12 protein-coding genes are annotated in these 12,655 nt (G+C 50.6%); 9 read left to right on the top strand and 3 right to left on the bottom strand.

Annotated features, from left to right (window positions below):
* Window position 1: 1 nt before the first annotated feature.
* Both mraY and HGA34_00855 read right to left on the bottom strand, forming a co-directional pair.
* Complete coding sequence (gene mraY / locus HGA34_00860; protein NTW22078.1) at window positions 2-1,063, bottom strand: phospho-N-acetylmuramoyl-pentapeptide-transferase; 1,062 nt, start codon at window positions 1,061-1,063, stop codon at window positions 2-4.
* Window positions 1,064-1,066: 3 nt separating this feature from the next.
* Complete coding sequence (locus tag HGA34_00855; protein ID NTW22077.1) at window positions 1,067-1,480, bottom strand: hypothetical protein; 414 nt, start codon at window positions 1,478-1,480, stop codon at window positions 1,067-1,069.
* A gap of 140 nt (window positions 1,481-1,620) precedes the next feature.
* On the opposite strand from HGA34_00855, the gene HGA34_00850 reads away from it, so the two are divergent.
* The 9 genes from HGA34_00850 to HGA34_00810 are packed head-to-tail and all read left to right on the top strand — an operon-like array spanning window position 1,621 to window position 11,367.
* Window positions 1,621-3,348: a type II/IV secretion system protein gene (locus HGA34_00850; protein NTW22076.1), complete on the top strand. Its 1,728-nt coding sequence runs from the start codon at window positions 1,621-1,623 to the stop codon at window positions 3,346-3,348.
* 19 nt (window positions 3,349-3,367) lie between these two features.
* Window positions 3,368-4,507 carry a type II secretion system F family protein gene (locus HGA34_00845; GenBank protein ID NTW22075.1) on the top strand — a complete coding sequence of 380 codons (1,140 nt, stop codon included), beginning with the start codon at window positions 3,368-3,370 and terminating at the stop codon, window positions 4,505-4,507.
* A 2-nt stretch (window positions 4,508-4,509) separates the two neighbouring features.
* On the top strand, window positions 4,510-6,723 hold the full coding sequence (locus HGA34_00840) for a hypothetical protein (protein NTW22074.1): 2,214 nt from the start codon (window positions 4,510-4,512) through the stop codon (window positions 6,721-6,723).
* Window positions 6,720-7,328, top strand: a complete 609-nt coding sequence (locus HGA34_00835; protein ID NTW22073.1) for a hypothetical protein — start codon at window positions 6,720-6,722, stop codon at window positions 7,326-7,328. The genes HGA34_00840 and HGA34_00835 overlap by 4 nt, the downstream gene beginning before the upstream one ends.
* Before the next feature lies 1 nt (window position 7,329).
* Window positions 7,330-8,784: a hypothetical protein gene (locus HGA34_00830; GenBank protein ID NTW22072.1), complete on the top strand. Its 1,455-nt coding sequence runs from the start codon at window positions 7,330-7,332 to the stop codon at window positions 8,782-8,784.
* Between the two features lie 43 nt (window positions 8,785-8,827).
* Complete coding sequence (pilM, locus tag HGA34_00825) at window positions 8,828-9,973, top strand: type IV pilus assembly protein PilM (protein ID NTW22071.1); 1,146 nt, start codon at window positions 8,828-8,830, stop codon at window positions 9,971-9,973.
* Window positions 9,974-9,978: 5 nt separating this feature from the next.
* The gene (locus tag HGA34_00820) at window positions 9,979-10,515 is read left to right on the top strand and encodes a PilN domain-containing protein (protein ID NTW22070.1); all 537 of its coding nucleotides are present in this window, start codon (window positions 9,979-9,981) and stop codon (window positions 10,513-10,515) included.
* Window positions 10,512-11,084, top strand: a complete 573-nt coding sequence (gene pilO / locus HGA34_00815; protein ID NTW22069.1) for a type 4a pilus biogenesis protein PilO — start codon at window positions 10,512-10,514, stop codon at window positions 11,082-11,084. Before HGA34_00820 ends, pilO begins: the two co-directional genes overlap by 4 nt.
* A gap of 10 nt (window positions 11,085-11,094) precedes the next feature.
* Window positions 11,095-11,367 carry a hypothetical protein gene (locus HGA34_00810; GenBank protein ID NTW22068.1) on the top strand — a complete coding sequence of 91 codons (273 nt, stop codon included), beginning with the start codon at window positions 11,095-11,097 and terminating at the stop codon, window positions 11,365-11,367.
* A gap of 46 nt (window positions 11,368-11,413) precedes the next feature.
* On the opposite strand, the gene HGA34_00805 is transcribed toward HGA34_00810, so the two are convergent.
* The gene (locus HGA34_00805) at window positions 11,414-12,655 is read right to left on the bottom strand and encodes a cysteine desulfurase (protein NTW22067.1); all 1,242 of its coding nucleotides are present in this window, start codon (window positions 12,653-12,655) and stop codon (window positions 11,414-11,416) included.

The following is a 12,655-nucleotide window of genomic DNA, read 5'->3' as shown; positions in this document are numbered from 1 at the left end:
TTCAGATTAAGCTCTTGTCCAGCAACAGGACCACCAAGCCGATAGCGGCCGAGACTTGGGCGATGACCCAAAAACGCATGACGATCTTCGGCTCGGACCAGCCCAGCGCTTCGAAATGGTGGTGGATCGGCGAGGAAAGGAATATCTTCTTGCCTCCGCGGAGCTTCTTGGAGGTCATCTGGATGATGACCGACATCGATTCCATGACGAAGACGAAGCCGATTATCGGCAGGATCAAAGCGCTATTGGTCAGCATTGCGATTACGCCCAGCGTCACGCCGAGGCTCATTGCCCCGGTATCACCCATGAAAAAACGGGCAGGATTGATATTGAACCACAAGAAAGCTAGGAGGGCGCCGACGATGACGCCGCAGAAAGTGGCCAGGTCATAGCGCTGCTCCGCGAAAGCGATCACGCCATAGGCGGCGAAGCTGGTCATCAGCACGCCGCCAGCCAGACCATCGAGTCCATCCGTCTCGTTGACGGAAAAAGAAGTCGCTACGATGACGAAGACGAATATCAAGAGATAGGACCAGCCGAGCTGGACATCGCCGTAGAACGGCACATGGAAAGTATCCCAATCAAGCTTGAAATAGAACCACCAGGCTCCGACCAAGGCAATCAAGGCGTAAATCAGCAGCCGGTGCCAGATCTTGAGGCCGCCGCCGCCGAAAACCCCCCTGCCCCGGACATCGAGCCAATCATCGAACAGGCCGACCAAGGCCGTCGCTACCAAGGCGCCGAGCGGCAGCAAGGTCTCTTTGCGCGAAAGGAAATTCAGATTTTTGAACAAAGCGATATCCGTCAGCGTTGCCAGATAGTAAAGCGACAGCGCGATGATCAGGACAGTAACCCAGATCAAGATCCCGCCCATCGTCGGAGTACCGGCCTTGGCAGCATGAAGCTTCGAGAATATCGGCGTACTGCCGCTATTGCGGATCGATTTGCCCATCTTGTACTTGAACAAGAAGTGAGTCAAAAGCGGGGTCCAGGCGACGGCAAAAAGAAAGGCGACGGCAGTCAAGAAAAGTATCCTGATCAAATAAAAACTTTGCGGCTCCATAGTTTATCTTAAATTATAGAAATATAATGCTAGCTGCGCGACTAACAGCAGGAAGTTAGTCGCGGCGGCGGTGGCCAATAGGCAGTGGCTGATGAACCGGCTTTGACGGTCGGTGTTGGCGACCACAGAAAGGTTGACAAAAAGCACGAGCAAGCCGATCAGCGGAATAATGAAGAGTCTTGAGGTCTCACCGTAAAGATCGACGCCGAAATCGACGTTATAATGCAGGACCACCTGGTCAAGCTTGACCCGGTACTGCAGAAACGTCGTGATCGACCAGTTAAGGATATTCAAAATGACAATCAGTACCAAGTAGACTCTGATATAAAAAAAACTCCAAAGCGATTTTGCTATGGCTGTTATCTTGTTTTTTGCTTCTTGCGGAGATTGCCGCACCAAATGCCAATCGATTTTCATGCTCATTCTATAATATAAAATAGCACGAACAACAAAAAAAATAAATATCCCTGGATATTTAAAAATGTCATGACACTATTTGGGTGTAATAACAATTCATGGTATAATAAAACACATCTTATTAACAACTCTTGAACCCCATGCTTCAAGCCGAACAAATAAAGGAAATCCTGGCCTCGGCCAACATACTGCCGAAGGAAAATTTCGACAAAATAGCCAAAGAAGCCCAGGATATCGGCAAAAATCTCGAAGACTATCTGGCGGAAAAGAAAATAATCAGCACCAACGCCCTTTACGAAAAGGCTGCCAGCTTCCACGATCTGCCTTTCATAAACCTCAAGGAGCAGAATATCCGCAAGGACGTCCTTTTAACGGTGCCTGAAGCGATCGCCTCGACCCACGAGCTGATCGCCTTCGACAGCAACGCCAAGGAAATCTTCCTGGCAACGCTCGACCCGGCCGACCTTGAAATCTTTGAGTTTATCAAGAAGAAGACTGGCCTTGAGCCGCGAGTCCACCTCACCACCCCCGAAGGCATCCAATATGGCATCAAGCAGTATCACAAGAGCCTTAAAGCCGAATTCGACAGCCTTGAAGACGCCCCGATGTCCGAGGGCACCGGATCGGACGAAGACTTGAAGAAGCTGGCTACCAATCTTCCGGTTGTCCGCGTCGTCGATACTCTGCTCGAATATGCCATCTTCGAAGATGCCAGCGATATCCACATCGAGCCTGAAGAACGTGAGGTCAACGTCCGTTACCGCATCGACGGCATCTTGCGCCATGTCATGACCCTGCCCAAGAATATCCAATCCGGCATCACCGCCCGCATTAAGATATTGGCCAACCTTAAGGTCGACGAACACCGCCTGCCCCAGGACGGACGCTTCAAAATCAGCAATAAGGAATACAAGGTCTCTTTCCGCGTCTCGATACTTCCGACTTTCGACGGCGAAAAGATCGTTATGCGCCTTTTGCGCGAAAAAGCCCAGGTCCTGACACTGGAACAGCTCGGTTTCCAAGCCTCCGCCCTCGAGGCTATCAAGCGCAATATCGACAAGCCGCACGGTTTGATCCTAGTCACCGGTCCGACCGGATCAGGCAAATCCACAACACTGTACACAGTGCTCAACATCCTCAATACCCCTGAGGTCAATATTTCAACTATCGAAGACCCGATCGAATACCGCATGCCGCACGTCAACCAGTCGCAAGTGAATTCCAAGATCGGCTTCACCTTCGCCGCCGGCTTGCGCGCTTTCTTGCGCCAGGATCCGAACATCATCATGGTCGGCGAAATCCGCGACGAGGAGACGGCCGAAATCGCCATCCACGCCGCCATGACCGGTCATCTCGTGCTTTCCACTCTGCATACCAACGACGCCATCAATACCCTGCCCCGCCTTTCCGACATGGGCGTGCCATCCTTTCTTTTGGCCACCACCGCCAACGTCATCATCGCTCAGCGCTTGGTCCGCAAGATCTGCCCCAACTGCATACAGAGCTTCAGTCTCGACAAGAAAACCGTGGAAGATATGCGCAAGCATTTCGATATGGACGCGATAATCAAGACGATGATCCGAGAAAAGATAATCACCTCGAACAAAGGCCTTGAATCGCTGCTTTTTTACCGCGGCAAGGGCTGCAAGCAATGCAACGACACCGGCTATAAAGGACGCATGGGCATTTATGAAGTCTTGGACATCACGCCTCCGATATCCAACTTGATTCTCAAGAAAGCATCCGAGGTCGAAATCAAGCAGGAGGCGATCGATCAGAAGATGATCACCATCATCGAGGACGGTTTCATCAAAGCCAAGAATGGCATCACCACCATAGAAGAAATAATGCGCGTAACCAAAGAATAGTTAGCATAAGACAGGTCTTATGGTCGTAAACCTCAAATCAGACATTATCGCTCCGCAAGCGGCGGAACAACCGGTAGCGCAGTCGCTGATCGCCAAGATCAACAATGCGCTGATCAAGATGTCGCCTATTCCGGCTGACGAAAAGCTTTTTTTCGTCAGGAATCTTTGCGTCATGCTTAAGGCGGGCGTACCGTTGCTGTCCGCACTTCAGACCCTGTGCAAGCAAAGCGTCAACAAGCACTTCATCCAAGTCATCACCGATACTTCAAAAGCAGTCGAGAAAGGCAAAAGCTTCACCGAGGCGCTCAAGCTCAACCCCGATGTCTTCGGCGAGCTCTTTATCAACATGGTAGAGGCCGGCGAAGTCTCCGGCAAGCTCGAAAACGTGCTGGACCAGCTATATATCCAGATGAAGAAGCACCACGAGCTTATTTCCAAGATCAAGGGTGCCTTGACTTACCCGGCAGTCGTCCTTTTTGCCATGGGCGGCATCGGCATCTTCATGATGCTCGTGGTCGTTCCTCAGATCACTTCCATGCTTAAGGATTTCAACACCGAGCTGCCGCTGGCCACCAAGATCATTATCGGCGTCAGCGACTTCCTGGCCAAAAACACCACCCTGGCTTTAATCCTGATCGTCGCCGCTATCTATGTATTCATCCGCATATACAAGACCACGACCGGCCGCTACTACTTCGACCTCCTGATGATAAAGATGCCGATTTTTGGCAAGATCATCAAGAAGGTCAACCTCGCCAAGTTCGCCCGTACTGTCAGCTCGCTTCTGAAAACTGACATCATGATCATAAAATCATTCCAGATCACGGCTAATGTCTTGGGCAATATCCACTATCGGGCGGCCATTAACGATATCGGCGATAAGATTAAAAAAGGTACTCCGATCAACGAGGTGGTCGCCACCTACCCCAAACTTTTTCCACCGATCGTCACCCAAATGATCGCTATCGGCGAGCAGACCGGCGAACTGGACAGCATTTTGCAGGAATTAGCCGAGTTTTATGAAGAAGAGGTCGACACGATTATGGAAAGCCTGCCCTCGATCATTGAGCCTGTCTTGATCCTGGTTCTGGGCTCAGCTGTCGGTGTCATGGCCGTCGCCATCGTCATGCCGATGTATTCGATTACAACTTCTGTATAAATATGAGATTAGATTTCAAGAAACAATCAGGATTCACGATTATCGAGACCGTCATCTCCTTAGCCGTTTTGACCGTCATAACCATAAGCGTCTACGACCTGATCCTTCAGGCATTGAAAATATCTCAGGACAACAAGCTCCGGATGATCTCGATTTCCCTAGCCGACCAGAAACTGGAGCAGATCCGCAATCTTCCCTACACCGATGTCGGCACCCTGGCGGGCATAGTCACGGGAGTCGTACCAGACAACGAGACGGCCAGCACCAGTAACGGTACGTTTTATGTCAACACGCTAGTACTTTACCGCGATGACCCGTTCGACGGACTCCAACCGGCCGACACCCTGCCCACTGACTATAAAGAAATACGCATCCGCGTCCAATACAACGGCCCTTTCGGCTACAAGCGGGTCGAAACCTTCACTAAGATCGCGCCGAAAGCGATTGAGACCAGCGTCGGCGGTGGCACGCTGGAGGTTGAGGTGATAAACGCCAACGGCCAGCCGGTCAGCGATGCTGATGTCACGGTTAAGAACGCCAGTACTACGCCGCCAGTAAATTTTACCGCCCAAACAGACTCCAACGGTATGCTCCTGCTTTATGGCGCCAAACCATCAATCGAGAACTACGAGGTCATCGCCACCAAAGCAAACTATAGCCTCAGTTCCACGACCGCACGCACGGCCGCCAACCCTAATCCGACTCTTGTGAATCAAAGCGTTTTTGTCGACCAGAAAACCACAATTACATTGTCCATCGATCAATTAAGCACCCTGCATCTGCATACGGTACGCCAGCCGATGCAGACTAATTGGCGCGTCAACACCGACTCCGGCGATGAAAATCAGACCAATCCGCACATGGCCATTGATCCGAACGGCTTCATCTATATGGTTTGGCAAGATTTCCGTCAGGGTTCTGCCGGCAAAATTTATGCTCAAAAATACGACAATAACGGGCAGAAGCAATGGAGCGACGATGTTGTAATCAGCCCCGCCAACAACCAGATCCTTCCAGAAATCGCTGTCGATAATTCCGGCCATCTTTACATCTGCTGGAATGATGATTCCAACGGCAACCAGGACGTCTTCTTGGTCAAACGCGCTTCCAACGACGGGTCCGACCTTTGGAGCGGCTCAAAGCAGGTGCAGACAGATGCCGATAACAAGGATCAAATGAAATGCAAAATCGACCTTAGCAACGACTATTCCAGAGTCTATGTCACTTGGCAGGACGACCGCAACGGCGATGCCGATATCTTTATGCAAGCATTGGATGCAGTTACCCACGATGCGCTCTGGGATCCGGAAATACGCATCGATAGCACGACCGTAAGCGGCGGCACCAACCAGACCACCCCGATTTCCAGCGATGACAACTCGAATGATATCTTCGTTTTCTGGGCCGATGACCGCAACGCCAATCAGGATATTTACGCGCAGAAATATGACCCAGCCGGCACCAAGCTTTGGGGAGCCGACCTTCTGATAAACTCCGACGGCGGCTCGACCAACCAATATGCCCCGAGCGTCGCCGTCAGCTCAAGCACCTTTTATGTCTCTTGGACCGATGAGCGCAACAGCAACCTCGATGTCTATGCGCAAAGGGTCAGCGCTACCGGAACCAAACTCTGGGCAAGTGATCTGCTGGTCAATACTGATGGCGGCACCTCCGCCCAATACAGCCCCAGCGTCGCCATCGGCGCCGATGTCATCTACATCGCCTGGGGAGACGAGCGCAACGGCAACCAAGACATTTACGCTCAGAAGCTTCTAGCCAGCGGGACTGCCTTGTGGTCGCCTGATGTTCGCGTCAATATCAATCCCGGAAGCTCGGCCCAATTCAACCCCCGCATCGCCTACAATGTCGCCGACGGCAAACCGTATGCTGTCTGGCAAGACGACCGCGATGGCAATTTCGACATCTTTGCCACCAGCTTTGATGCCTGGGGCGCCTCTTCGACTCTGGCAAACATTCCAATATTGGTCACCGGAGCCAAAAGAATCGGCGAAAACCCCATTATCTATAAATACTCCCGCAACTTCGTTTCCGATGCCAACGGCTTGATAGACACTGGCAGCATCGAATGGGATAACTACACCCTCGCCATCGGACCCTCGACTACCTACGCGATCATCTTAACTCAGCCGGCTAGTCCGATCAGCCTCTCGCCAAATACCACACTCGATGTGAACATTTACCTTACCGGACCATGATACGTCTCGATTACAAAAACAACCGTGGATTGACGATTGTCGAACTGATGATTTCCATCAGCATTTTCATGGTTTTTATGATTGCCGCTTCTGAATTCATCATCCGCGGCTTGCAAAGCAACGTCTTCGGCTACGAACAGGAAGACGCCATTTCAAATGCGCGCCGCGCCGCCGGAGTCATGGTCGAAGAGTTGCGCCGCGCCGCCAATGGGGCAACTGGCGACTATCTTTTTGAAACCGTCGCTACTGGCACGATTGTTTTTTATGCCGACACCGACGATGATGGCCTGACTGAAAAGATTCGCTACTTTGCAGATGGTATCAACTTGAAAAAAGGTTCTATCGCTCCGACCGGGACCCCCTTGGTCTATAATCCGGCCGACGAGAAGATTTCGACTTTCGCCATCTACTTAAACAATCAGTCGATGTCGATTTTCAGCTATTTCGATACGAATAACGCCCAGATAGTCAACCCGACAGCGAACAAAACTAAGATCCGGCTCATCCGTACTACGTTAAAAATAAATGTAACCCCGGAGCGGGCTCCAGCTGATTATTTCTACAGTGCGGACATCCAAATCCGCAATCTAAAAGATAACCTATAGCATGAGACCAAAAATCCAGTCAGAACAAGGTATGGTCCTGGTCACCGTCATGGCCATGACCACGATATTCATAGTCATGGCCGGAGCCTTGACCGGAATCGCCCTGCTGCAAAAAAAGCTGAACAGCCAGCAAGTGGCTCGACATACGGCATTGCACGTGGCTGAGGCAGGCGTCAACTACTACCGCTGGCACCTGGCGCACGCCCAAAATGATTTTATGGACGGCACTGGCAGCGATCCCGGAGGCGGCGGCACGCCCTACGGCCCGTATACCCACACTTTCAATTCGCCAGGCAACGCCATGACTGGCACCTATGTCCTGGAAATCACTCCGCCACCGACCGGTTCGACGATCGTGAATATCCGTTCGACTGGCTGGGTCAATTCTAACCCTAATATAAAACGTACGATCGATGTCCGTTATGGCATACCGTCACTGGCCAAGTTTTCGTTTTTAACCAACTCTGATACCTGGTTCGGCCCTTCTGAAAGCGTGGTCGGAGAGATGCATGCCAACGGAGGAGTCAGGATGGATGGCACCAATGATGCCCTGATTACCTCCGCACGACAGACCTATACCTGCCCTTCCGGACAAGGTTGCGATACTCAGGCCACCTGCAACGCGCCCTGCACCTGGAATGCCGTCACCAAGTGTACCTGCCCGGGAATCTGGGGCGCCGGTTCAGGCTCTAGCCTGTGGACCTACCCTGTCACGACCGTCGACTTCAATAGCATCACCGCCGATCTTGGCGACCTCTTAGATTTGGCCGAAGACGATGGAGTCCATCTCAAAGTTAACGGCTCAAACAAAGGCTATCACATCATCTTCAAAAGCAACGGCCACTTTGATGCCAAGCTGATAAGTGCCCTGAACAATGGTATCCAGCAGCTCAATGATTCTTGGAGCTCCTGGGTCAATACCGCCGAGAGTATCAAGACTGAAGGCGCTGCCACTGATTATGCCATCCCCGCTAACGGCATAATCTTCATCGAGGATGGCGACGCCTATGTCGAAGGTACGGTCAACGGTCGGGTCACATTGGTGGCCGCGACCTTGCCCGACCAGGTTAACAAGCGCCGCAGCATCATAATAAACAGCAACACCACCTATTTTGCCCGTGATGGCAACCACATCCTCGGTCTGATCGCTCAAAAGGACGTCAAAATCCCCAAACACGCACCTACCGATTTGACCATTGATGGATTTTTATTAGCCCAATACGGAAGAGTCTTCAGAAACATGTACAATCCGGCCGGGGTGCGCAACAATATCGAAGTCTACGGCGGCATTTTAACCAACCAGACCTGGACCTGGACCTGGGTCAATGGCTCAGGACAGGTTACTGACGGCTATGCCAGCACGACCTCGATCTACGATCCTCTGGCAACTTTCTCACCTCCGCCATCATTTCCCACGACAGGCGAATACACCTCAATCTCTTGGGCTGAAGAGTAAAAATATGCTATAATTTAAATGTGGTTCCGCATCTAAATATTTTATGCTACTCAGCAATACTTCCGAATTTCCCATCGGCCTGGACATTTCCGATTTTTCCCTCAAGCTCGTCCAACTGAACAAGGCCGGTGAATCATTTTCCATCCAAGCAATAAGCAAGATCGACCTTCCGGCCGGCATTATTGACGACGGCGAAATAAAGAACCGCGACGAACTGGTTAAATACCTGAAAAATCTGATAGACACTCCTCGCTTCGGCAAGGTCTCTTCCCATGAAGTGACCGCTTGCCTGCCAGAAAACAAAACCTTCGTAAAACTTATCGAGATTGACAACGGCCCGAACGACTTGAGAGAAACGATCTTGGCCGAGATGGAAAAGCATATTCCCTTGCCTGTCGACGAAATATACTTCGACTGGCAGATCGTCAGCAAGGATCAGGGCAAGAATCTCGTCCTGCTTGGCGCAGCGCCGAAGCAGATTGTCGACGACTACTCCAACATCTTTGATGAGCTGGGGCTTTCAGTCTTTGCCCTCGAGATCGAGTCCAGTGCCATCTGCCGAGCCCTCCTACCGGAAGAAAATAGCCGAATCAAAAGCGACCAGACCAACAACTATGCCATACTCGACATCGGAGCCAAGCGGACTAGCATGATTTTTTACGCGCACAAGACCATCCTTTTTACGGTCAGCTTGCCGATTTCCGGAGAGGCGGTAACCAAGAACATCGCCGACAACCTGAAGATAGACCGCGACCAGGCCGAGCGCGCCAAGATAATCTGCGGGCTGGATGAGGAAAAGGCCGAAGGCGTCATCCGTGAGATACTCGCAAGCCAGATCGGCGAATTGGTCAAAAAAATAAAAGAGGTCCTAAGCTATTATGAAACGCACTTCCCTGGGCAAGGCGCGATCGGCAGCGTTTTTTTGTGCGGAGGCGGTTCGAATATCGAGAACATCGACAAGATATTGGCCGATTCGCTCGGTTTGCCGGTTTTGCTCGGTGATCCGCTATTGAACATCAAGGATGACCGCGAAAAAATAAACCACCTTTTTGCCGAGACTTACAGCCTTTCACTTGATGCTGGTAAAAATAACTCCGGCGACGACCTTACATATACCCAAAACTCGAGCCTAGCATTCGCCACCGCTATCGGCCTCGGGTTGCGCGGATTATTCATTGATGAATTATAGTCGGCATGATTACCCTTAACCTAATCTCTGAACAAAAGAAGAAAGAGATAAAAATCAAGCACCTGCATCTTCTCCTTAAGAAAATCGACTTGGTCGTGATTATTTTCGTCTGCCTTATCGCCATCCTCATCCTGGTCGCAAAAATCTTATTGCAAAACACTTTCAATACCACCATCGACCAGACCACCCTCATCACCAAGAATACCCAGGGCTCAGCATCCAAGGTCCGCGACATCAACAACAAGATCACCTCAGTCGACCAGGTACAGACCGATTTCATCGTCTGGACCAAACTGCTGGACCAGCTGGCAACCTCGACTCCGGATGATATCGTTTTCACTTCAGTCAAGGCCAGCTCAGACAAGAATATCCGCATAACCGGCGTAGCCAAAACCCGCGATGCCCTCATCGCCCTGAAAAATTCCTACGAAGACGTCGTCATGTTCGACAAATTCGATTTTCCCCTCTCCAACATGCTGCAAAAGGAAAATATCAATTTCGAGATAGTTACAAAATTCAAAGTTGAGTCGTTAAAGCCATGAATCTTTCTTCCGTAAAAAAACTTGGTCTCAAGGAAAAAATACTGTTGATCAACCTGGTCCTGATCGGGATTTCAGGCTCGTTGATTTATTTCCTGATCCTGCCGAATATCGACGACATCAACAGGATCAAGAAAGAAATCGACACGCAGCTGATCGATCTCGAAGTAAAATACCAGCGCGGGCAAAGCATCAAGAAGCTTAATGCCAACCTTAAGAAAATCGAGCCGGATATCGCCACGCTTGACCAAGTCTTCATCAAGGAAACCGAGCAAGTCAACTTCATCACCAGCTTGGAGGAGCTAGCGACCAAGCATAACCTTAAGCAGAAACTTGCTCTAGGCAAGGCCCAGAAATCCAAAAGCAGCTTCAAAAAAATACCGTTGCAAATTTCCTTAGAAGGCTCATACCGCACTCTCCTGGCATACCTCCATGACCTTGAAACCTTAGGCAGTTACGTTAATGTCAAATCCATTGATATTATCAGTACCTCAGCCACCAATGTCGATGAGAACGGCATGACGCGAAACAATATTTCAGCGAACTTGTCGGTCGAAACCTACTGGCAATAATGCTAAATCTATGAAACTGAAATACAAGATCCCATACAAAAAAATAATTTTTTACGCCTACATCCTGATAGCAATTTCGGGTATTTTAGCCACCGCCTATACCGTCAACTTCCTTTATACCAACTTTTACCAGACGCTAACTTCCTCCGTTAGCCTTTTGGACCTAAAAGGCAAGGTCGCAAACGACTCGATCAACGTCAAGCGTTTTGACCAGATTCTTGGACGCATCAAAGCCAAGAAAGAACTGCCCGAACCCGATCGTACCCACGACATTTTTGATTAGTCCATAACAAAAACGCCCCCCAGCTTGGGGGCGTTTTTGTTATGGACTATTTCAATGGTGACATGTCCCTGAATCGCTTGATTATCGGTGGCAGGACAGTGATCAGCTTCTTAACGTCGGCCGGTGCACTGTGTTTACCCAGGGTAAAACGGATCGAAGTGTGGGCAACTTCCACCTTAATTCCCATAGCTATAAGCACATGCGAGGCCTTCAAGCTATTCGAAGCACAGGCCGAGCCCGTAGAGACGGCAATACCCTCCAAATCAAGGGCGATAAGGGTCGTCTCGCCCTCCACGCCGGGAAATGAAAAATGCGCGTGGGCTGGCGTGGCATTCTGGCGATCGGTATTAAGTATGGCCCCAGGAATATTTTTCAAAAGCCCCTCTGCCAGCAAGTCACGCAGCTTATAAATCTTGCGGCTATGCTTTTCTTGGTTTTCCGGCGTCAGATTACGCAAGGCTCGCCCCAGGCCGACTATGCCGGCGGAGTTTATAGTACCGCTGCGGCGGTTATTCTCATGGTGGCCACCAAGCTGCTGGGCCAGAAGTGCAACCCTTTTGTTTACATAAAGCAGGCCCACTCCCTTGGGACCGTAAATCTTGTGTGCCGACAAGGAAAGAAGGTCGACATATAAGGCCTGGGTGTTGCAAGAAAAAAAGTTGGCCGCCTGAGTGGCGTCAGTATGGAAATAGATAGGTCGTGGCTTTTCCGCGCGGAGTTCCGGCTTAAGATTATTCCAATCCTTCAATCTTCGGTCATTGATTTTAGAAATCGACTTTCCTATGGCCTTGATCGGCTGGATACTTCCGACTTCGCTGTTGACATACATGATCGAAACCAAGGCTGTGTTTTCCTTGATAGAGGCTTCGATCTTTTTCAAGTTGACTACGCCGTTCTTGTCTACTGGAACATGGGTAACCTCGACACCTGAACGCTCCAATTCGGCGATCGGTTCAAGGACGGAGTCGTGTTCGACCACAGAAGTTATGATGTGCAGTTTCTTGCCCGGCTCTTTCTTGCGCAAGGCCGCAATGACGCCTTTCAGCGCCAAGTTATTGGCCTCGGTGGCCCCTGAGGTGAAGACGACTTCATCTGTGGCGCAGTTCAGGAAATTAGCCGCCTCGGTCCTGGCTTGGTCAACTCCCGCCATAGCTCGCTGGCCGAACTGATGCACTGAAGAAGGGTTGCCATAATTCTCAGAGAAATATGGCAACATGGCTTTAAGGACATCGGCATCGACCGGGGTTGTGGCGCTATGGTCAAAATATATGGCTTTTTCTTTTTTCAT

It is taken from the genome of Candidatus Falkowbacteria bacterium, from assembly GCA_013336275.1.
Classification (GTDB): Bacteria; Patescibacteriota; Patescibacteriia; order Patescibacteriales; family GWE2-39-37; genus JAAXUA01.
The sequence above is the reverse complement of the archived record's forward strand: the minus strand, read 5'-3'. Positions and strand labels throughout refer to the sequence as shown.

Coding starts and splice junctions, on each gene's coding strand:
- mraY (NTW22078.1), bottom strand. CDS start 1,063: ATGGAGCCGCAAAGTTTTTATTTGATCAGGATACTTTTCTTGACTGCC.
- HGA34_00855 (NTW22077.1), bottom strand. CDS start 1,480: ATGAAAATCGATTGGCATTTGGTGCGGCAATCTCCGCAAGAAGCAAAA.
- HGA34_00850 (NTW22076.1), top strand. CDS start 1,621: ATGCTTCAAGCCGAACAAATAAAGGAAATCCTGGCCTCGGCCAACATA.
- HGA34_00845 (NTW22075.1), top strand. CDS start 3,368: ATGGTCGTAAACCTCAAATCAGACATTATCGCTCCGCAAGCGGCGGAA.
- HGA34_00840 (NTW22074.1), top strand. CDS start 4,510: ATGAGATTAGATTTCAAGAAACAATCAGGATTCACGATTATCGAGACC.
- HGA34_00835 (NTW22073.1), top strand. CDS start 6,720: ATGATACGTCTCGATTACAAAAACAACCGTGGATTGACGATTGTCGAA.
- HGA34_00830 (NTW22072.1), top strand. CDS start 7,330: ATGAGACCAAAAATCCAGTCAGAACAAGGTATGGTCCTGGTCACCGTC.
- pilM (NTW22071.1), top strand. CDS start 8,828: ATGCTACTCAGCAATACTTCCGAATTTCCCATCGGCCTGGACATTTCC.
- HGA34_00820 (NTW22070.1), top strand. CDS start 9,979: ATGATTACCCTTAACCTAATCTCTGAACAAAAGAAGAAAGAGATAAAA.
- pilO (NTW22069.1), top strand. CDS start 10,512: ATGAATCTTTCTTCCGTAAAAAAACTTGGTCTCAAGGAAAAAATACTG.
- HGA34_00810 (NTW22068.1), top strand. CDS start 11,095: ATGAAACTGAAATACAAGATCCCATACAAAAAAATAATTTTTTACGCC.
- HGA34_00805 (NTW22067.1), bottom strand. CDS start 12,655: ATGAAAAAAGAAAAAGCCATATATTTTGACCATAGCGCCACAACCCCG.